We start from the raw sequence: 20,018 nt of genomic DNA on the forward strand, positions 1-20,018 counted from the left end.
TGCGATTTTTTGCGTTTTTTATCCATGCAGCGTTAAAAGCTCAAAACAAGTCCAAGGACAGGAGGCACGTAAATGTTCAAAATGATGTTGTTGTTCTATTGATACGGGTCGGCACGAATCGGCTCGTATCGATACAGCGCTATCGATACGAAATATCAAACATTTCGGAGGTAGCGAAGATGGAAAAAATGTGTTTTGAATTGGAACAAGTAGAGATTTCCTTGCAGGATAGAGTGTTACTGAATATTGAACGCTTGGCCGTGCATCAGTTTGACCGGATCGGGATCGTGGGGAGAAATGGCCAAGGCAAGAGCACGCTGCTTAAATTGCTTGCAGGACGGCTCATGCCAACAGCGGGCAGGGTAAAGCGTTATGTGGACTTTGGATACTTGGAGCAGATGGCCGCACCTGAAGATAAAAGTGAGATGGAGATTGATGCCAAATTGCTTTCGAGGCTGGCGATCCCGTCCCATTCTGGTTTAAGCGGTGGCGAAGAAACGCGGTTGAAGTTGGGGAATTTGCTGGCGCATTACCATGAGGCTTTACTGATCGATGAGCCCACCACGCATCTGGATCGTGACGGCATTGCTTTTATGATGGATGAGCTGCGGTTCTACTATGGTGCATTGATTCTCGTCAGCCATGATCGCGCGGTGCTCGATGAGCTCGTAACAACGATCTGGGAGGTCGAAGACGGCCAAGTGCATGTGTACACCGGAAACTATAGCGACTATAAAGCCCGGAAACAGCTGGAACATGAACAGCAAAATCAGGCATACGACCAATACGTGAAGGAAAAGAGGCGGCTCGAACGCGCTGCGCAGGACAAAATGGAGAAGGCAGCGAAAGTGACCCAGCCAGGCCGCACTTCAAAACGGGAAGCCAAGGCCAAGGCCAATCGCATGTTTGAGACAAAGTCAAAAGGAACAAGCCAAAAAGCGGTTCATCGCGCGGCCAAAGCCATCGAGCAGCGAATGGATCGGCTGCAGGAGGTTCACAAAGTTCAGGATCGCCAGCCCCTTGTCTTTCGTCAATCCGCTGCGCTGAAGCTGCATAACCGTTTTCCGATCATGGCAGATCGTTTGACCCTTTCGGTGGAGGGTAAAATGCTGCTACACAATGCAAGCTTCCAGATTCCTTTGGGGAGCAAAGTAGCCATTACGGGCACAAACGGCAGCGGCAAGAGCACGCTGCTTAACCATATCGCCAAGGGAGGGCAAGGAATCATGCTGTCCCCCAAAGCCCGGATCGGGTATTTTCGGCAAATGAGTTATCGTTTTACGGCCGATGAAGGTATCCTGGCATTTTTGCACAAACGGACTACGGCCGAGGAAAAGCAAATCAGATCCGTGCTGCATGCGATGCGATTCAGTCATGCGGACCTGCAGCGCAGCGTGATGACCCTGAGCGGAGGTGAAGCGATCCGGCTTCAGCTGTGCCGGCTCTTTCTGGAGGAGTATAATATTTTACTGTTGGACGAACCGACGAATTTCCTGGATGTAGACGCCCTCGAGGCATTGGAGAACTTCGTGAAAGCTTATGAAGGAACGCTGATCTATGTGACGCACGATCAAGCGTTTGTACGCCATACCGCTGATATGGTTCTCCACATGGAGCAGGGCAGGTTAAGACAGTAGGAACGAATAAGCTTCATCAATGCTTGTCAGACATGGAAGCCGCCAGCGTGAGTGCTGTCGGCTTTTTATGGCGATGTTCGCTGGAGGGTCCCTCCATCGTTCATGAAACATCGGCTGCGTCTGTCCGGAACCCGTATGTTTCTGTATGGAATCCGCAACGATTGGGATAAAATGGTTGACTCGATCCTGTGAATTAACTAATGTAGGGTTATCGCGGGTTGGAACATAGAGGAGGCGCAATGAAGCTAAGGTCCCTTTCTTTCTTATGGAAACTGTTATTGTTCTCGGTTGTAATAGGCACGCTGCCCGTGATTGTGCTGGGCGCTTTTTCATATTACAATTCTTCGCAAACCGTGCAAGAAAAGGTGAATGAGGGCAACAAACTGTTGTTGCGGCAAATGCAAACAGGCGTCGAGCAGATGCTCCGGACGGTGGATAACTCGGCAACGCAGTTTTTGCAATCCCCGGTGGTTAATCAGGTGTTTGCGAAGCCCATTACCAATCAGGATTTTGAAATGGTTCATGAACTGTACAAAGGCATTGCCACGATTCAAACCTATGAGCTGGGCATCCGGGAAATTTATTTGTATAGTCTGGATCATCATTGGATGGTGACGAGCACCGGCGTGAATGAATATGCATCTCCGGGCTTTGGACCACAGCTCGAATCTTTCTCCCGTGAGCAGCCAGGCTCTTTTTGGAGTATGGTGCGATCCAATGATGCGGTGGATTCTGCGGGAGCCGTGTTTTTTGTAAAAAAGGCACCGTTTAATGCAGCGAATCCGAAAGGCATCATTGGCGTTGAACTGTCTCCGGACGTCATCCAAAGAAGGATGGCTGTTCAGAATGGTAATTTGGGAAACGCTTTCATATTGGATCAAAGCTTTCATCCGATCACGGTAGGAAATAGGGACATGGTACCCGCAAATGGCAGCGACGAATCCTATTTGCAGCAGCTTCAGGAAACGAAGTCGGCCGCAGGGCAGTATGTTTCCAAGCTGGAAGGCAAGGCGGTAACCGTCACTTATCGCAAATCGTCCTACAATGGCTGGATTTACGTGTCTGTTGCATCGAACGAACAGATCAATGAACAGAACCGGATTATCGGATGGATTACCTTGCTCGTCTGTTTGGCTATTTTGGCCATGACGTTGATTCTTGCCTGGTTTGGTTCCAGACGGATGTACCGTCCGATCCGTTCCATCCACGCAGCGCTGGCGGCCATTGGCACTGCGCGAGAGCGGGAGGAGCCTCTCGGGGAGCTGCAGGTGATCGGAGAACGCGTGAATGATTTAATACGCAACCAGTCACATATGATGAACGAGCTCCAAGGTCAGCAGATACAGCTCAAAGAATTTTTCATGCATAAGCTGTTGGCTGGAGAGATCGGTCATGCAGACTTTGAAGAAAAATTGGGTTGGTACGGAATCGGCCAGGCGTGGCCGTGCATGAGTTTGCTCGCGATTCAGATCGATACGTTGCAGGATACCCGTTATGAAGAGGCAAATCGGGATTTGCTTATGTTTGCCATCAATAACATGGTTGGTGAACTGGTACCGCAGGCGAACCGATTGGAGCCGGTTGTTATAACGGACATGCAAGTCACTTTGCTGGGTTCAAGCAAAACAGGCCAAGAATTGAAGGAAGAACTGTTCATATTGGCGACGGAAATTCAAAGGACAGTCTCCAAGTATTTAGGGATTAAAGTGAGCATCGGAATAAGTCGACCGTTCGGTTCGTTTGCACGAACTCGGGAAGCATTGCATGAATCTGAGACGGCGCTTAAATTCAGCGTAGGACTTGGACAAGAATCGATTTTGTTCATTGAGGATGTGCAGCCGAAGACCCATGATGTGGGCATGTACCCTCAAGACAAGGAACAAGCTTTATTTGATGCCATGCGGTCAGGCAACATCGTGCAGGCAGAGATCGAATTGAAACAATTCATTATGGAGCTTTTTCCGTCAAATACGTCATTCCAGGATTACCACTTGTCTTTGCTGCGTTTGTTGGTCGATATTCTCCGTTTCGGTAATGAACTGTCCATCTCGGCGGAAAGCACAACGGAAGACGAGTCTTCGCTGATTCAATCCGTATTCAAACTGCGTAATGTCAAAGAGATTGAGCATTGGTTCTGGTCAATGTTCGTTAAGCCCTATACATGTGAACTGGAGCGTCGTCGCGAAACGCAATTCAAACATATTTCAGAAGCCGTCATCGATATGATTCATCGTGAATATGACCATGATCTGACGCTGGAAAACTGCGCTGCCCGGATCAACTACCATCCTCATTACGTGAGCCGTGTGTTCCGTCAGGAGACAGGAATCAATTTTGGGGAATATTTGACGCAATATCGAATGGATATGGCTAAAAAGTGGTTAAAAGAGACCGACATGAAGATTTCGGAAATTGCAGAACGATTGCAGTACAACAACTCCGCCAACTTCATCCGTTCTTTTCGGAAAATTGTAGGGATGACACCTGGAAAGTTCAGGGGAGAGAGCTAGTGTGATCATCGTTGCCAGTAGAGTAGAAGAAAAAGCCCCATGGAATCGGCAATCTCCGATTGATGGGGCAGTTGCGTTTGTCTGGGATCTCGGTTTCCAATGATCTATTTGGTGGATTTGGCGTACTCCGCATTGATTTCTTCAATAATTTTGCTGCCACCGCCTTGCAGCCACTGATCGACTGCTTTTGACCAATCGGCCTCGCTGGCCGTGCCCATGATGAATTTGACGGTCGCGTCCTGAATGATTTTATTCAGTTCATTGCCGAGTTCGATGGCCGTATTCGAGATGAACGGTGCAGCAGGATTGGGTATGGCAAACGTCGCATTGTCCTTGAACAATTCCACGCTGCGCTTATCCAGCTCGGTGCCGTAGTTTTCAACCTCGTTCTGCAAAATCATGAACTGGCTGCTGTCCGTCATTTCGGCCCGCAATTTCGGGTCGGGGTTCTGTACGTATTCCCCGTTTTCAATCGTAAACTGTTTGCCTTCGATCCCATATTTCAACAGGTTCTGAATGTCTTTTTCAGACACGCTGTCAAAGTAGGCAAGAATTTGTTTGAGTTCTTCCTCCGTTTTCACGCTTGTTTTCGGAATCATGTACATGCCCAAATAACCTGTTCCCGCTCGTGTAGCATCCCCATTTGGTCCGGCGATCCGGTTGATCAGCTGTATTTTAGCCTCGGGAGTCACTTTCTTGATATTGTCTTCAATGTTTTTGCCGTCAACCATGTTGTCGATCCATAGCCCGGCTTTGCCTTTATACATCACGGATCGCCCGTCTTGAACAAGCGCGAAATCCTGATTGATGAGTTTTTCATCATACAGTTTCTTATAGAACTTCAATGTTTCCAAATAGGCTTCGGTCATATGAGCGGGAATCAATTGGCCGTCTTTCAACTCCCATTCGTTGGGACCTCCGAGAAATACAAGCACATCCTTGAAGCCTGCGATATTGTTTCCCTGCATACCGACGGCAAGCCCGACCGTATCCTGGCGGCCGTTTTGATCGGGGTCCTCCGTGGCAAACGCTTTCAATACGTCGTAAAGTTCATCTACGTTTGTCGGAGCATCCAATCCTAGGTGCTCCAGCCAATCTTGGCGAATCATTAACCCGAAGCGGGCGATATCCCGCTCACGGTAGAGGCCGTAAATTTTGTTGTCGATGGATGAATTGCTCAGTACGGTTTCGGACATCTTGCTCAAATTCGGGTAATCTTTCAAATAAGGTCCAAGCTCCCAGAACATGCCCGACCTGGCGGCGTTCACGATAAAGGAGGCTTTGGGCTCCAAAGCTACGAAAGTTTTCGGAAGCTCGCCCGATGCCACGGTAGCGCTCAGTTTGTCCGTGTAGGACGAAGAGGGCACCCAAGATACGGTTAAATCGGTATTCGTTTTTTCCTCCAGTGTGGTGAGAATGGAACTGTTTGTGCTCATTTGCTCTGCGCTATACGTAGGCAGCATCATCGTTAAGGCAAGTGGACCTGGGCTGCTTGAGCCCTGTTCTCCTTGGGTAGAAGCGGGTTCGTTTCCGCCGCAAGCGGTCACGGTCATAAGGATTGTTGCGATCAGAGCAGACGTAGCGAGCCGTGATTTCCGATATCGTTTGTTCATCTTATTTCCCCCTACAACATAGTGGTTGAATGAGCTGAATTCATTCGGGTGCGGTTAGCCTTTCACGGAGCCCAGCAAGACCCCTTTGGCAAAATGCTTTTGCAAAAACGGATACACCAGCAAAATCGGCAGCGTGGATACGACAATGACCGCCATCTTGATGGATTGTTCCGGCGGCGATACGTAATCCGACTCCATGGCCGCGGAATCCCCGATTCCGCCCGAAGCCAAAATGACGAACTGCCGCAACAAAACCTGTATGGGCCATTTGGCATTATCGTTGATATAGAGTACGGCGCTGAAATACGTGTTCCAGTGACCTACGGCGTAGAACAACGAGAAGGTCGCAATGGCAGGCATGGAGAGCGGGATCACGATCCGAAAGAACACGCCGAGATCGTTACATCCATCGATTTTGGCCGATTCCTCCAGGCTTTCGGGGAGCTGCTGGAAAAAGTTGCGGATAATGATCAGGTTAAATGCACTGATTGCTCCCGGAATGAGCAAAGACCAATACGTATCGATCATGCCCAGTTGTTTAACTACGAGGAACGTGGGAATCATGCCGCCGCTGAACAGCATCGTGAATACGACCAGCATCAGAATCGGTTTGCGAAAATCCATGTCTTTGCGCGCCAACGGATAGGCCATCAAGCAGGTAAAGAAGATGTTAATCAACGTGCCGAATGCCGTAATGTAAATGGTCACGAACAGGCTTTTGACAAGGGTAGGGGTAGAGAAGATGTACCTGTATGCATCCAGTGTAAACTCTGTTGGGAACAAAATGAAGCCGCGAAGCAGCAATTCCTTCTGTGTGGCGAAAGAACCGGCAACCACGTAAATGAAAGGAAGCACGGTTAACAAAGCAAATGCGGCCAATAACGCGATATTCAAACTGTCAAAAATGCGGCTTCCCAAGCTGGGTTTGATCATCATTCTTTCCATGCTCCTTTCCTTAGTAAATGCCTTCTTCACCGAATTTTTTGGCCATATGGTTGGCGGTCACGACCAAAATCAGTCCAATCAGCGACTTGAATAGCCCAACGGCTGTGCTGAAGCTATACTGTCCCTGGCTAATTCCGACGGAATAAACATAGGTATCAAACACTTCGCCAACCTCGCGGTTCATGGCATTGAGCATGAGGAAAATTTGCTCGAACCCCGTATCCAGGAAATTACCCAAACGAAGAATAAGCAAAATGATGATGGTGCTGCGGATGGCCGGCAGCGTAATATGCCACAGCTGACGGAGCCGGTTAGCGCCATCCATGCGCGCGGCCTCATACAATTGGGGATCAACGCCCGATAATGCAGCCAGAAAAATAATCGTCCCCCATCCGGTCTCTTTCCATATCACTTCTGCGGTAACGATCGTGCGAAACCACTCATTGCTTGCAAGAAAATTGATTTTCTCCTGACCGAAATAGGCGAGAATATCATTCACGATTCCGCCTTCCGTCGTCAGAAAAATATAAGCGATGCCGACAACGACCACCCAGGACATGAAATGGGGGATATATACCAAGGTTTGAACCGTTCGTTTGAATAGTTGGTGCCGCAGTTCGTTCAACATCAGCGCAATGATAATCGGCAGCGGAAAGAAAAATAGAATATTCAAAGCAGCAAGCACCAACGTGTTCCGAAACAGGACGATGAAGTTCGGATCGTTAAAAAAACGTTCGAAATGTTTGAAACCGACAAACGGGCTATCCCAAAATCCGAGGAACGGCTGATAGTCTTTAAATGCGATGAGCACGCCATACATCGGCCAGTATTTGAACAGCAGGAAATACAAGAGGCCGGGAAAAAGCATGAAATACAGCCATCGGTTCTTCACGATTCTGCCTAACCGGGTCGGTGCTCTGGATACCGGGACCATGAGCGTCGATTTTTTTGCGTGATGGATCATGTCATTTTCATTCCTTTCTGAGGCGGTGTCTTTGGGAGGAGCATAGCTGCATCATAGCGGGAGAGAACAATTGCCGTCGATAGTCCCTGATTGTCTAGTTGGCCGGGGAAGTGCGATGCAAAGGGATATTTCATGCTGTAGTCATTCGTTGCGCCAGCAGTCAATTGTTGCGCTATGGGGTCATAACCTCCATTTTTTCTGGGGAATGCATGTGGGCAGCGAACGATGCTTCCAATACCCTGTCTTTGCCAAAGACGCGGAATAATTTCTGCCCATACTGTTTAAAATAAAGACGTTTTTCCAGATTCCAACAGAGAGGAGAAGGATGATGAAAGACAAGTTCCTGCCGGAAGAAAGGCGGCCGTATACAGATGTCTCAACGGTGGAGTCCCAGCGAAACGACCTGACGTTTGAGGAATTCCCGGAAGGGCCGTACGGGTCTTCGCTCTTGTCCGAATCTTTGGGGAAAAGCTCGCCTTGGCGCGCCGATCAGCGTACGGCCCACCGGTTCGATTACGAGTATCACGAGCTGCATGAAGGTGAGGACCGGGATTATCCCGGACAGGATGTGTTTGACGAATCTGTTCCGGACGATATGCATAAACCGCAATATCCTGTGGAATAGCCCGGGGATATGGAAACATCGCCAGCATGCATGGACCATGCAAAGAGGCATATTTTATAAGCGCAAAAACCCATTGCCATGGATCTTCTGCTGGCGATGGGTTTTGTGTTGTTGGTGTACCATGTCTTATAATTTAAAAATGATGGACGTACCTTATCTTCCAAAGAAACCCAAAGATACATATGAAGGAGAGAATGAATGAAATATTTGACCAAGGAATGGTATGAGCTTTGTCAAAAGACCGGATTACACTTCGGTAAAAGAGTACACCGTGGGGCTGAGAAACGGGACGAAGCATTATATAAACGGCTTTACAAAAGAAAAGAGAATGAATTCATAAAAATGCAGCGTGAAATCTATGATGTGGATCCCCGCTTCATGCTCGAACAGGAAGGAACATTGATGATCCCCCTTGAAAAGTTCGTTACAGGTGAGGAGGTTTCTTCTGAGGAAACGAAGATTTACGAGATGACTCCCGAAGAAAGACAAAGAATACAGACATATATTGATGAGTATGATGCACGACCACCCTTTGATGAGGTGAACTCCAAACAGCAATTCAGTGACAATCATGAGTGGAGCTGCCGAGAAGAAATACGAAGGCTGCCCCCTGCGCTTTCCAGTCAAATCGCAGATGAACGGGTATTCGCATTGGGCTACTGCACAAAGGAAGTTATGCGGCAGCTAAAGTTATTGAGCAAAGAGAACGAAAAGAAAATGATGCATACCCTGGATGAATATCGGAAAGTAAGGCAAAATGAACAAATTCCTGAAGATATCCAACGTAAATTCAGTTTTCACGATTGCAGAGTGATCCGCGTAGATTCTGGCGAAGCCGTGGTTATTCGACTTGATACAGAGGGAGGATTTACAAACCTCAATCACATTACGTTTGTTGGGGCTGAAATTATAAAGCAGGATGAAATTGTAGGAAGCTGCTGGCTCTATGAGGAGCTTTATCGTATAGACCATGGGTATGAAGCGCACATGCTTTTTGAGGATGGAAGTGAACTCATTATTCGTTGTAATGACATCATCATTGTACAGGACCCCGTCGGAACGGACTAACTTTTTACCCCATTTTAAAATTAAAATACGTTGTTGCTGAAGCCTGCCCAAAAGGACAGGCTTTTTCGTTTGGATCTACCTCATCAGCGGCAGCAGTATCTTGAACGCAGTCCCCGATCCCGGTTTACTGGTTACCATGATGCTGCCGCCGTGCATCTCGACGATCGAACCCGTGATGGCAAGCCCTAGCCCGGCACCGCCCTGTTTACGGGAGCGCGAAGAGCTGGTGCGGTAGAATCGTTCGAAAATATGGGGAAGATGCTCCTGATCAATCCCGATTCCGTTATCTGCGATGCTCAGCTCCGCATACCCTTCTACGGCATACAGGTTCAGGGCAATTCGACCGGACGTCGGGTCCGTATGCTGAACAGCATTCTGGAACAGGTTGAGCACCACTTGCTTCAGCTTGTGGGGATCGGCGGACACATGCAGGCCGGCGGTCAGATCAAAATGCACGGTGCGTTCGCCGGCCATGATCAGAAGCTGCGGCTCCATGTCCCGGAGCAGACCGTCAAGCCGGACATCGGCATGTTCAAGCCGGGGAGCCTGATCCAGTTTGGTGAGCATCAGCAGGTCTTCCACAAGTTTGTTAATGCGCACCGATTCGCCGTGCATGCTGTTCAGCGCGAGATGCAGCTGTTCTTCATTATTGGCTGCACCCCGCTGCAGCACTTCGATGAAACCGTGGATGGACGTGAGCGGCGTGCGCAGTTCGTGGGAAGCATCCGACAAAAAACGCTGCATGCGTTCTTTGGAAGCACGTTCGGCTTCAAATGAGCGTTCCAGCCGTTCCAGCATGCCATTGAACGACTGGGCAAGCTGATCAATTTCCCGCTGTCCCTGCACGGCAGGCACACGCTCGGCCAGACTGCCCGCATCAATGCGCTGCACCGTATCGACCATGTTGGACAGCGGAACCAGCGTTCTGCGCATCGCTTTGGCGTATAAAGCAAGACCGGCAACCAAAGCCAGCAGCGAAAGCGCGATGAAAATCATCAGCTGTTTCAGGATCAAATCCTTGAACGGCTTCGTTTCGGTCCCCATTTGCACGAGCGGAAAGCCGTGGTTGCGTGGTCCCGGCGTGGAAAAGACGATCAGCTGTTCCTTGCCGGATGCATCTGTAACGATGCGGTAGGTGACGTGCTGTTGGTCGTTCAATTGATCCAGAATGGCGGAATAGTCCGATTCCTGCAGCCGTGGAGCGGCCAGCCCGTCCGAACCGAATACGTCCTGAAATTGGCCTGATCCTTCAATGATCGCGAGCGAGCGATCGGGAATGAACAGGAAACGGCCTCCATTGCCCCTGTCATCGGGACTGCCCTGGCCGGAAGGGAATGCTCGGAACGTCTCGTTCCGGGAAGATATGCCCAGCCAGACGGGGGGCATGGATCGCAGCTGCTGCTCCATCGTTTTGGCCTGGCTGCGGTAGAGGAAACTTTCCATGATCCAAAACTGAACAATGCCGATCAGGAGCAGCAGCACGGCCAGAATGATCAGGGAGCGGGCCAGAAGTTGGGAGCGAAGGGAGCGAAGACCGGACCATTGCCGCAGCCGATCCATCCACTTCAATTTATGGGTAAGCATACGCTTCATCATGTTATAAGTCCACCCGGTATCCGACGCCGCGCAGCGTGCGAATTAACCGATGTTCCTTATCGCCAAGCTTGTCCCGCAGCGAACGAATGTACACTTCGACGATATTTTCTTCCCCGCCAAAATCATATCCCCATACCCTGCTTAGTATGGTGGCTTTACTTAGTACAATGCCGTGGTTGTGCACGATGAATTTGAGCAGTTCGTATTCGGTTGGCGATAGCTCCAGGACTTGTCCCTGATAGGTAAACTCCTTCCGCAGATCATCGATGCGGAACGGGCCGTACGTGACGGCTCCCATTAAGAGCGGAAACTGGTTGCGAAGTCTGGCCTGAATTCGTGCGAGCAGTTCGTCAAAAGCAAACGGTTTGATCATGTAGTCATCGGCACCGAGCCATAACCCTCTGACCCGGTGTTCCACTTCATCCTTGGCAGTAAGCATAATGACCCCGACCGGATGCCCTGCGCTGCGCAATCGTTCCACGACCTCAAAACCGTCCATTTCAGGCATCATTACATCAAGAATGACCATATGCGGCTGGAATTCGGATGCGACTTCAAGCGCCGTGGCGCCATCGGGAGCGGTGCGTACGTCGAAGCCTTCATTGCTCAAACCCAGCTCCAGAAATTGCAGGATATGCGGCTCATCGTCAGCCAGCAATATTTTCACAGCAGTATTCAGCTTCATTCGTGGATAGTCCTCCTGTGTTATGCATGCCCAATAGGCAGAATTATGATCTATTATTGCGCTCCAACCTGAAAATTAGCTGAAAGATCAACCATTGATCCTCAGTTAACATTCAGCGGGCGCTCATCCTGATTTTATTTTGGCGTGCAACAATATGAGCATGAAGAACTTGGAGGAGTGATGCTTTTTGAATCAAGCGAAACGAAGGATCGATCCGGTTCTGGTGCCGATCCTGCTGCTGGCGGCCATATTGAACGGATACGGCATCTGGAACGATCAATACGCCAATTCCTATTACACTACGGCCGTAGGAAGCATGCTGCGAAATTTCCACAATTTTTTCTTTGCTTCGCTGGATTCCGCCGGATCGGTTACCGTTGACAAACCTCCGGTGGTCTTCTGGATTCAGACGGCATTTGCTTATGTATTCGGATTGCACGGTTGGAGCGTCATTTTGCCGCAGGCGTTGGCGGGCATCGGCTCGGTGCTTCTGATTTATTTCATGGTCAAACCGTCATTCGGACTTGCAGCTGCGCGCATCTCGGCGATGGCGATGGCAACGGTGCCTGTGGTGGCGGCTGTCAGCCGGACCAACAATATCGACAGCATGCTGGTATTTACTTTGCTGCTCGGATCATGGTTCCTGTTCAAAGGTGCGGGTAAGGGCAGCATTTGGCGGCTTCTCGCTGCGTTTGGGCTGATCGGACTGGCCTTCAACATGAAAATGCTGCAAGCATACATGATTTTGCCTGCATTTTATCTGTTTTACCTATTGGCATTCCGCGCCCCGTGGAGAAAAAAGCTGTTGGCCTTGGTGGGCGGCACGGCCGTGCTGGCAGCCGTTTCGCTATCTTGGGCGGTGACCGTGGATTCGATTCCGGCAGACGAACGTCCATATATCGGCAGCAGCGAAACGAACTCCGTGCTGGAACTGGCCTTTGGTTATAACGGCCTTTCGCGGCTTACAGGCCAGCAAAACACGGGCAATCGCGGAATGTCCAATGCAATGGGAGCCGGAAATGAGCGCGGCGACAGATCGGGGGAGACTGCGGCGCAGGAAACTAACGGTGGCGCTGGCAGAGCAGACCGTTCCGGCATGGAAATATCGCCGGGCACACCCGATGATGCTTCGAATGCGGGCGGGGATGGCGACGGCCGGAGCAATGGCATGAACGGCACGGGGTTCCCGCAAGGACAGATGCCGAATGGATTCGAAATGCCGACAGGCATGGATTTCGCCGGTTTTAACGGCGGCGGAGGCATGGCCGGCATGTTTGGCACAGGTCAGAAAGGGCCGCTGCGGCTCTTCCAGACCGAATTGTCCGGACAGGCCAGCTGGCTGCTCCCTACAGCCTTACTTGGAGCGGTTGTGCTTCTGGCCGGAATTCGGGGCAGGAATGTCACAGAGCAGCATAAACAGACGCTGTTCTGGTTAGCTTGGTTGTTCCCGGTCGCTGCATTTTTCAGCGTCGCCGGCTTCTTCCACCAATATTACCTGATTATGCTGGCGCCGCCCGTTGCGGCTCTTACAGGTGCCGGATTCGTAGCCATGTGGAAGGCGTATCGGGAACGCCAAGGATGGATGGCGTGGATGCTGCCGTTGTCCGTGCTGCTGACGACGGTATTCGGCTGGTACATCATGCAGGCATACAATGACACCATTGGCGCAGGCTGGTCCATCGGCGAGCTGGCGGCTGGCGTCCTGATCTCGCTAGTTCTGGTCGTGATGCTGCAGCGTGCGCATTCGCTGAAGCAGCCGCTGGCGATTGCCGGGTTCATGGTGATGCTGATCGGTCCTGTCTACTGGGCGTTCACGCCGATTACGTATGGCGGCAACAGCATGATTCCGGCTGCAGGACCGACAGGTTCGAACGGCATGTTCGGCGGCGGAGGTATGGGCGGCCGAAACACTGGCATGGCACCTCCAAACGGAGGAGGCAACATGAACGGATGGCAGCCTTCCATGGGCGGCAATAATGAGGATGCTTCCGTTCCGACAGGCGATTCCTCTGCGGATGCTTCAGGCATGAGCAACGGTGCTGAAGATCGGAACAGGTCTTCCATGAGAGGCAGCGGAGGGCCGGGTAACCGGAACGAACAGGTGGACGAAACGACGTTGAACTATCTCAGGGAACATAACACCGGAGAAACTTATTTGTTTGCAACGACCGACTACAATCAGGCTGCACCGTACATCATTGACGAGAATGAAGCGGTCATTACGTTGGGCGGTTTCTCCGGTTCGGATCCGGTATATACCACGGAGAAGCTGGAACAACTCGTGGAGAGCGGACAGGTGAAATATTTCATGGTCGGCGGCATGGGCGGCCGCGGCGGCAATTCGGAAATCACGAACTGGATCAAGGAACATGGAACCGAGGTTCCGGCTTCGGAGTGGACTTCGAACGCGGAAGGCGGAGATTCGGGTTTTGGCGGACAGACGACCCTATATGAGGTGAAATGACAGAACCATTACAAAGGAGGGAGCGGACATGGCTCAAACTTGCCGTTACAGCATTATTATCCCGATGTATAACGAAGAAGCAGTCATAGGCGAGACCTATCGGCGCCTGAAAAAAGTGATGGGCGACACGGGAGAAAGCTATGAATTGTTATTTGTCAACGATGGCAGCGTCGATCAATGCGCGCAAATGATTCGTGATTATGCGCGCTGGGACGACAGCGTCAAGCTGATTGATTTTGCCCGCAATTTCGGGCATCAGATTGCGATCACGGCGGGCATGGATTATGCCGCAGGCGATGCGGTGGTCATCATCGATGCCGACCTGCAGGATCCGCCGGAGCTCATTTTGGACATGATTTCCAAATGGAGAGAAGGCTACGAGGTCGTATATGCCAAACGGACGAGCCGAAGTGGGGAAACCCGCTTCAAAAAGTGGTCCGCCAGCCTGTTCTATCGCGTGCTTCGCGCTTCTACCGATACGGATATTCCCGTCGATACCGGAGATTTCCGTCTTATGGATCGCAAAGTGGTCGACGAGATGAAACGCTTGCCCGAGAAAAACCGCTTCGTGCGCGGTTTGGTCAGCTGGGTCGGTTTTCGCCAGACGGCCATTGAATACGAGCGCGACGAGCGGTTGGCCGGTGAAACGAAGTACCCGTTAAAACGCATGCTGAAGCTCAGTCTGGACGGAATCACCTCTTTTTCGCACAAACCGCTCAAGCTGGCCGGTTATGTTGGTGCAATTTTGTCTGCGGCAGGATTCATCTACATGCTGTCGGTGTTCGTTTCGGCCATTTTCACGGATTCAACGATCAAAGGCTGGCCGTCCATTGTGAGCATTATGCTGATGTTTAACGGGTTTACGCTGCTTATGCTGGGTATTCTCGGGGAATATGTCGGGCGGATCTATGATGAAACGAAAGCACGCCCGCTCTATATCGTGAGAGACGTCTATCCGGTGGAGAGCCAGTCCGGGCCTGTTCGTTTGACGAGCAGAGCTGTGCGACATGATTAAGCGCCTGGCTACGATCCTGAAGTTTGGCGTGGTGGGATTGATGAATACGGTCGTGGATGCGGCGGTATTCCTGATATTGACGGCGGCTGGCGTGCCGGCACTGGCCGCTCAAGCCGTATCTTATGGATGCGGAGTGTTGAACAGTTATTGGTGGAACGGCCGCTGGACTTTTCGGGATGCCGATCGGCGCGGAGGCGGATCGGAGCTGGTTCGTTTTATCATCATCAATGTGCTGGTGCTTGCGGGCTCGACGTTCCTGCTGTACTTGCTGAACAGCGTTCTTGACTGGAACCTGTGGACCAGCAAAGCGGCAACGACGGTTGCGGGCATGCTTTTCAATTACATGGCGAGTCGGTATTGGGTGTTTGGTACAGGGGCCGAAAAGAACGCTCGCAGAACACCCGATACCCATGAAAGGAGGGCCTGACATATGCACATTAAAAAAGCAGTTATTCCGGCAGCGGGTCTGGGCACCCGCTTCCTTCCGGCAACGAAGGCGCAGCCCAAGGAGATGCTGCCCATCGTGGATAAACCCGCGATTCAGTATATTGTAGAAGAAGCGGTGCAGGCAGGCATCGAAAGCATCATCATTGTAACCGGACGCAACAAAAAATCGATCGAGGATCATTTCGACAAGTCGGTCGAGCTGGAATATTCCTTGTTTGCGAAGGGGAAAAAGGCCCTGCTCGAAGAGGTGAAGGCGATCAGCGAGTTGGCTGACATTCACTTTATCCGTCAAAAGGAACCGCTCGGGCTGGGACACGCCATCGGGTGTGCACGGCAGTTTGTAGGCGATGAACCTTTCGCCGTCCTGCTTGGGGACGATATAATGGTATCCGACCCGCCGGCGCTCGCCCAAATGATTCATCTGTACGAGCGGACTGGCAAGCAGATTGTCGGCGTTGGTGAAGTGAGAGCGGAAGACGTGAGCAAATACGGCATCATCGCATCGGACGGTGCCGCGGATCGCGTGCATCAAGTGAACGATCTGGTCGAAAAACCTTCCATTGCCGAAGCGCCTTCGCGCACGGCGGTTATGGGCAGGTACATTTTGAAACCTTCGATCTTTCCGATCCTGGATCAGCTTGAACGGGGTGCAGGCGGCGAATATCAATTAACCGATGCGTTAAAAAAAGTCAGCTACAATGGAGACTTGCTCGCGCTGGAGCTCGAAGGGCGTCGTTATGATATTGGAGACCAATTCGGCTACATCCAGGCCATTCTGGAGATTGGCTTGATGCGCCGAGATTTGCAGCCGATGCTGAAGCCGTATTTGCAGCAGCTCGCCATGCAGGCGGTGACCTGTTCTTGACAGCTGCCAATAACTTTATTCGGCAAAATTTTAAAAATGTATTTACTTCACGCCCCAAGGTTTGATATTATAGTCGCAATATCAAATGCGATGAAGAGACGAGTAAATAAAAGCGTTCTTTCACAGAGAGCTCCGGCAGGCTGAAAAGGGGCAAAGAATTTTTATTGAACAAAGACTCAGAGCAGCGCATCGGAACTGGCGGCAAGCAAGGGATGGTGCGACAGGAGCTCCTGTTACAGAGCTGGAGTAAGGAAGAGGATGAGGCTTTAATGCAAGCTGCACGTATCCCCTTACTCGACGAGGCAGATATGGCGACATATCGGCGAATCCGGGTGGTACCACGAGTATATATCTCGTCCCTGAGACTTCTGTCTTGGGGGACGGGATTTTTTGGTTTTTCCATATGGTGCATACACGATTTGGAATGGCCTGAATAGTGTTTAATAAGGGAAGAAAACGCGATTTCCCGGCACTGATTACACAAACCAAATATATTAGTCGCAATGAACGGATACCTGGGTACTGCAATTGAGCGGTGTCGTGCGTATTACCAATTCGGCTTATATAAGACCAAGCATTCAACCTACATCGAAAGGAAATGATGATTCATGTCAGCAAGATTGAAAGTGGGTATTGTCGGAGGAACGGGCATGGTGGGTCAACGCTTCGTGGAGCTGCTGGACGGACATCCATGGTTCCAGGTGACTGCGATTTCCGCAAGCGCCAAATCCGCAGGCAAAACGTATGAGGAATCCGTGCAAGGACGCTGGAAACTCGCGACTCCGATTCCTGAAGAGGTGAAAGGCATCCTTGTACAGGATGCTTCGCAGGTTGAGGCATTTGCAAGCCAGGTAGACTTCATTTTCTGTGCCGTGGATATGAAAAAGGACGAAATCCAAGCGCTGGAAGAAGCGTATGCGAAAACCGGAACGCCGGTGGTGTCGAACAACTCCGCGCATCGCTGGACGGCAGACGTGCCGATGGTCATCCCTGAAATTAATCCGGGGCACCTTGAGGTGATCGAAGCTCAGCGCAAACGTCTCGGTACCAAAACAGGCTTCATCGCGGTGAAACCGAACTGCTCCATTCAAAGTTATGTGCCGCCGCTGCATGCGCTCCGCGATTTCAAGCCGACGCAAGTCGTGGCATCGACATATCAAGCCATTTCGGGCGCAGGCAAAAACTTCACCGACTGGCCGGAAATGCTGGACAATGTCATTCCGTACATCGGCGGGGAAGAAGAGAAAAGCGAGCAGGAGCCTCTTCGCATCTGGGGAAGCGTCGACAACGGCCAAATCGTCAAAGCGGCATCGCCTCTCATCACGACGCAGTGCATTCGCGTTCCTGTAACGGATGGCCATCTGGCAACCGTGTTCGTCAACTTTGAGAACAAACCGTCCAAAGACGAAATTTTGGAACGTTGGCTGCAATTCCAAGGCCGTCCGCAGCAATTGGAGTTGCCGAGCGCGCCGAAGCAGTTCATTACGTATTTCGAAGAAGAGAACAGACCGCAAACGAAACTGGATCGGGACATCGAGCGCGGTATGGGCATCTCGGTAGGCCGTTTGCGCGAAGATTCGTTGTACGATTACAAATTCGTGGGTCTTTCCCACAATACGCTGCGCGGTGCGGCGGGCGGCGCGGTTCTGATCGCAGAACTGCTCAAGGCGGAAGGATACATCCAGCCGAAGTAATGATCTCGTTTGCACGAAGCGAAATCTGTTTGCAGAATAAAAGCGAACGTTTATATGTATTGTGCCAAAAACGCCGACAATTCATGTTGTCGGCTTTTTATATTGTTTTTTCATAAAAGCATATCTATGCTGCGGTCGTTTTATCCGTTTTTTGCAAAATTTGAAAGCGCCGGTTCAGCAAATATCCCGTGAGGGAGGCAAGCATCTGCTGGAAAACCATGCCCAGCACCACCGGAACGGCAACGGGCGGCGGAAAATACGATACGGCAAGCACGGCTCCGGCACTGATGTTCCGCATGCCGCCGTTAAATACAAGCGCCACCTGGTCCGCTTCGTTCCAGCCAAGCAGCCGGGCAATCAAATAGCTTAACGCATAACCGAGTCCCGCGAGCGTAATGATCACTACGGCGAGGCCAACCAGCCTCCAGTTCAAGTTAGCCAGATAAGGGGCAACGACCGAACCGTTGATGGCAACGACGGCGGCCATAAACAATTTGGTGAACGGATTGAGCCGCGGCCCCCAAGTTTTCACGACTTTACCCTTGGTCCACTCATTCAGCAGCATGCCAAGCAATGACGGAACGACGATCATCCAGAAGAGGCTGCTCATCATGGCCCATATATCCAACTGAACGCTTGCGCCGACGAGCAAAGACAGAACGCCTGGTACGATAAATGGTGCAAGCACCGTATCCACCAAAATGATGGACAGTGTCAACGCGATGTTACCTTTGTAAATGCTGACCCAGATAAAACTGCTCACGCCGGTCGGAATGACTGCAGCAAGCACCAGGCCCGTGATGGTGTATGCATCGGTTGGGAAGGTCATATAACCCATGCCGAGCGCGATCAAAGGCATGAGGAGGTGCAGAATGAACAAACAAATGAATAACGGAAACGGCTTCTTGAGCACATTCAGAAAATCACGAAATCCGAGGCTGATGCTTCCTGCAAACGTCATAAACGCGAACAGCCAGGGGGAAAGAAACGTATAGGACGAGAGTACGCTTCCGCATAACACGCCGATTATGATGCTAGTCGGAGTAATCAGAGGCATGAAACGATTCAAACGGGCATTTAGAGTATGAAGCATATGAATGACATCCCTTTACCATGTGATTCCTATATTATACATCAAATATGGAAGCATGCAGGCACATTTGCAATATGGGGGCCCGAGCGGCTATCATAAATTTGAAATATACCAATTTCAACGATGTGAGGAGAGGGTGACATGTACAAAACAAAACGCAGGCATACCGTGATGTTGGCAAGTTTGGCTTTGTCGGGTGCATTAATCTTGTCGGCATGTTCGCTGGTGGACCAAGCCAATGAAAGTTTGAATTACGTCAGCGGAGCGAGCGAATATATAAACGGAATCACAAGCGCAGGTGCAGAACTGCAGGAGCTTGCATCAGGCGCGATGAACAATCCGGAGACGACTGCGCAAATTCAGGAGAAAATCGATCAAATTCAGGCACATGCGAGCGAGTTCTCCCAGCTTTCGGTGCCGGCCATCGGGGAAAGCATTCACGAAAACCTGGTGAGTTACAATGACCAGCTGACGGCGGTCGTGAACGAGTGGGAGAACAACATTGCGGAGCAAGGATTTACGGTCGAACAATGGGAGCAGAGCGGGATTCCTGAATTGATCTCCAACATCAACCAATTGCAAGGCGCCATAGAGGGATTGAGCGGGAGTTAGATTGGGAAATACGGGCAGAGCCGGAATAGCAAGCAGGATTGAATAAGGTCAGGACAATATCCGCTGTCACTGTTCAGTCGGGCATATTGTCCTTTTTTTGTTGTTTTGTCCGAAACGGCACATATACATAGAAAGACAAATTCGTAACCAAATGCAACGAGTGCCGTATAACATGTTTAACATTA

General features: G+C 50.8%; 16 protein-coding genes and 1 other annotated feature. Of the genes, 10 read left to right on the top strand and 6 right to left on the bottom strand.

Features of this window, described 5'->3' with window-relative positions; translation table 11 throughout:
- Nucleotides 1-179: 179 nt before the first annotated feature.
- Both SNR34_RS13060 and SNR34_RS13065 read left to right on the top strand, forming a co-directional pair.
- Nucleotides 180-1,637, top strand: a complete 1,458-nt coding sequence (locus SNR34_RS13060) for an Msr family ABC-F type ribosomal protection protein (protein ID WP_486182068.1) — start codon at nucleotides 180-182, stop codon at nucleotides 1,635-1,637.
- Between the two features lie 239 nt (nucleotides 1,638-1,876).
- Complete coding sequence (locus tag SNR34_RS13065; protein WP_486182069.1) at nucleotides 1,877-4,147, top strand: helix-turn-helix domain-containing protein; 2,271 nt, start codon at nucleotides 1,877-1,879, stop codon at nucleotides 4,145-4,147.
- A gap of 104 nt (nucleotides 4,148-4,251) precedes the next feature.
- Here SNR34_RS13065 and SNR34_RS13070 read toward each other — a convergent pair whose 3' ends face one another.
- From SNR34_RS13070 to SNR34_RS13080, 3 genes are read right to left on the bottom strand one after another with little or no spacing between them, the layout of a single operon-like run.
- Nucleotides 4,252-5,760, bottom strand: coding sequence for an extracellular solute-binding protein (locus SNR34_RS13070; protein ID WP_486182070.1), 1,509 nt, complete (start codon nucleotides 5,758-5,760; stop codon nucleotides 4,252-4,254).
- Between the two features lie 54 nt (nucleotides 5,761-5,814).
- Entirely contained in the window at nucleotides 5,815-6,696 is an 882-nt protein-coding gene (locus SNR34_RS13075) for a carbohydrate ABC transporter permease (protein ID WP_343260874.1), read from the bottom strand.
- A gap of 19 nt (nucleotides 6,697-6,715) precedes the next feature.
- Nucleotides 6,716-7,639 (bottom strand): ABC transporter permease, encoded by a 924-nt coding sequence (locus tag SNR34_RS13080; RefSeq protein WP_236417040.1) that lies wholly within the window; start codon nucleotides 7,637-7,639, stop codon nucleotides 6,716-6,718.
- A gap of 358 nt (nucleotides 7,640-7,997) precedes the next feature.
- Here SNR34_RS13080 and SNR34_RS13085 point away from each other — a divergent pair, with 358 nt between their 5' ends.
- Both SNR34_RS13085 and SNR34_RS13090 read left to right on the top strand, forming a co-directional pair.
- Nucleotides 7,998-8,294, top strand: coding sequence for a hypothetical protein (locus tag SNR34_RS13085; protein ID WP_339277894.1), 297 nt, complete (start codon nucleotides 7,998-8,000; stop codon nucleotides 8,292-8,294).
- A gap of 198 nt (nucleotides 8,295-8,492) precedes the next feature.
- Nucleotides 8,493-9,362 carry a DUF4085 family protein gene (locus tag SNR34_RS13090; RefSeq protein ID WP_486182071.1) on the top strand — a complete coding sequence of 290 codons (870 nt, stop codon included), beginning with the start codon at nucleotides 8,493-8,495 and terminating at the stop codon, nucleotides 9,360-9,362.
- A 75-nt stretch (nucleotides 9,363-9,437) separates the two neighbouring features.
- On the opposite strand, the gene SNR34_RS13095 is transcribed toward SNR34_RS13090, so the two are convergent.
- Complete coding sequence (locus SNR34_RS13095) at nucleotides 9,438-10,955, bottom strand: sensor histidine kinase (protein ID WP_343260898.1); 1,518 nt, start codon at nucleotides 10,953-10,955, stop codon at nucleotides 9,438-9,440.
- 4 nt (nucleotides 10,956-10,959) lie between these two features.
- A complete protein-coding gene (locus tag SNR34_RS13100) occupies nucleotides 10,960-11,643 on the bottom strand; it encodes a response regulator transcription factor (protein ID WP_236416770.1) in 684 nt (227 codons plus the stop codon).
- Between the two features lie 187 nt (nucleotides 11,644-11,830).
- Here SNR34_RS13100 and SNR34_RS13105 point away from each other — a divergent pair, with 187 nt between their 5' ends.
- The 5 genes from SNR34_RS13105 (at nucleotide 11,831) to asd (ending at nucleotide 18,128) form a co-directional block, all read left to right on the top strand.
- Nucleotides 11,831-14,107 carry a glycosyltransferase family 39 protein gene (locus SNR34_RS13105; RefSeq protein WP_486182072.1) on the top strand — a complete coding sequence of 759 codons (2,277 nt, stop codon included), beginning with the start codon at nucleotides 11,831-11,833 and terminating at the stop codon, nucleotides 14,105-14,107.
- Nucleotides 14,108-14,135: 28 nt separating this feature from the next.
- Complete coding sequence (locus SNR34_RS13110) at nucleotides 14,136-15,122, top strand: glycosyltransferase family 2 protein (protein WP_236416773.1); 987 nt, start codon at nucleotides 14,136-14,138, stop codon at nucleotides 15,120-15,122.
- On the top strand, nucleotides 15,115-15,549 hold the full coding sequence (locus tag SNR34_RS13115) for a GtrA family protein (protein ID WP_236416774.1): 435 nt from the start codon (nucleotides 15,115-15,117) through the stop codon (nucleotides 15,547-15,549). Before SNR34_RS13110 ends, SNR34_RS13115 begins: the two co-directional genes overlap by 8 nt.
- A 3-nt stretch (nucleotides 15,550-15,552) precedes the next feature.
- A complete protein-coding gene (galU, locus tag SNR34_RS13120) occupies nucleotides 15,553-16,434 on the top strand; it encodes a UTP--glucose-1-phosphate uridylyltransferase GalU (RefSeq protein ID WP_486182073.1) in 882 nt (293 codons plus the stop codon).
- A gap of 81 nt (nucleotides 16,435-16,515) precedes the next feature.
- Nucleotides 16,516-16,798: a binding site (T-box leader), on the top strand.
- A 244-nt stretch (nucleotides 16,799-17,042) separates the two neighbouring features.
- The gene (asd, locus tag SNR34_RS13125) at nucleotides 17,043-18,128 is read left to right on the top strand and encodes an aspartate-semialdehyde dehydrogenase (RefSeq protein WP_236416776.1); all 1,086 of its coding nucleotides are present in this window, start codon (nucleotides 17,043-17,045) and stop codon (nucleotides 18,126-18,128) included.
- 124 nt (nucleotides 18,129-18,252) lie between these two features.
- Here the strand turns inward: asd and SNR34_RS13130 are convergent, their stop codons facing one another.
- Entirely contained in the window at nucleotides 18,253-19,221 is a 969-nt protein-coding gene (locus SNR34_RS13130) for a bile acid:sodium symporter family protein (protein ID WP_486182074.1), read from the bottom strand.
- Between the two features lie 141 nt (nucleotides 19,222-19,362).
- Between SNR34_RS13130 and SNR34_RS13135 the strand changes: the two genes are divergently transcribed.
- Nucleotides 19,363-19,833 carry a DUF6376 family protein gene (locus tag SNR34_RS13135; protein WP_343260869.1) on the top strand — a complete coding sequence of 157 codons (471 nt, stop codon included), beginning with the start codon at nucleotides 19,363-19,365 and terminating at the stop codon, nucleotides 19,831-19,833.
- Nucleotides 19,834-20,018: the final 185 nt, after the last annotated feature.

This window comes from Paenibacillus sp. XP01, from assembly GCF_057364885.1.

Excerpts from the sequence above, each read along its gene's own strand:
- SNR34_RS13060 (WP_486182068.1), top strand. The coding sequence starts at position 180 with ATGGAAAAAATGTGTTTTGAATTGGAACAAGTAGAGATTTCCTTGCAG.
- SNR34_RS13100 (WP_236416770.1), bottom strand. The coding sequence starts at position 11,643 with ATGAAGCTGAATACTGCTGTGAAAATATTGCTGGCTGACGATGAGCCG.
- SNR34_RS13110 (WP_236416773.1), top strand. The coding sequence starts at position 14,136 with ATGGCTCAAACTTGCCGTTACAGCATTATTATCCCGATGTATAACGAA.
- SNR34_RS13130 (WP_486182074.1), bottom strand. The coding sequence starts at position 19,221 with ATGCTTCATACTCTAAATGCCCGTTTGAATCGTTTCATGCCTCTGATT.
- SNR34_RS13080 (WP_236417040.1), bottom strand. The coding sequence starts at position 7,639 with ATGGTCCCGGTATCCAGAGCACCGACCCGGTTAGGCAGAATCGTGAAG.
- SNR34_RS13085 (WP_339277894.1), top strand. The coding sequence starts at position 7,998 with ATGAAAGACAAGTTCCTGCCGGAAGAAAGGCGGCCGTATACAGATGTC.
- galU (WP_486182073.1), top strand. The coding sequence starts at position 15,553 with ATGCACATTAAAAAAGCAGTTATTCCGGCAGCGGGTCTGGGCACCCGC.
- asd (WP_236416776.1), top strand. The coding sequence starts at position 17,043 with ATGTCAGCAAGATTGAAAGTGGGTATTGTCGGAGGAACGGGCATGGTG.
- SNR34_RS13090 (WP_486182071.1), top strand. The coding sequence starts at position 8,493 with ATGAAATATTTGACCAAGGAATGGTATGAGCTTTGTCAAAAGACCGGA.
- SNR34_RS13135 (WP_343260869.1), top strand. The coding sequence starts at position 19,363 with ATGTACAAAACAAAACGCAGGCATACCGTGATGTTGGCAAGTTTGGCT.
- SNR34_RS13115 (WP_236416774.1), top strand. The coding sequence starts at position 15,115 with ATGATTAAGCGCCTGGCTACGATCCTGAAGTTTGGCGTGGTGGGATTG.
- SNR34_RS13070 (WP_486182070.1), bottom strand. The coding sequence starts at position 5,760 with ATGAACAAACGATATCGGAAATCACGGCTCGCTACGTCTGCTCTGATC.
- SNR34_RS13065 (WP_486182069.1), top strand. The coding sequence starts at position 1,877 with ATGAAGCTAAGGTCCCTTTCTTTCTTATGGAAACTGTTATTGTTCTCG.
- SNR34_RS13075 (WP_343260874.1), bottom strand. The coding sequence starts at position 6,696 with ATGATGATCAAACCCAGCTTGGGAAGCCGCATTTTTGACAGTTTGAAT.
- SNR34_RS13095 (WP_343260898.1), bottom strand. The coding sequence starts at position 10,955 with ATGAAGCGTATGCTTACCCATAAATTGAAGTGGATGGATCGGCTGCGG.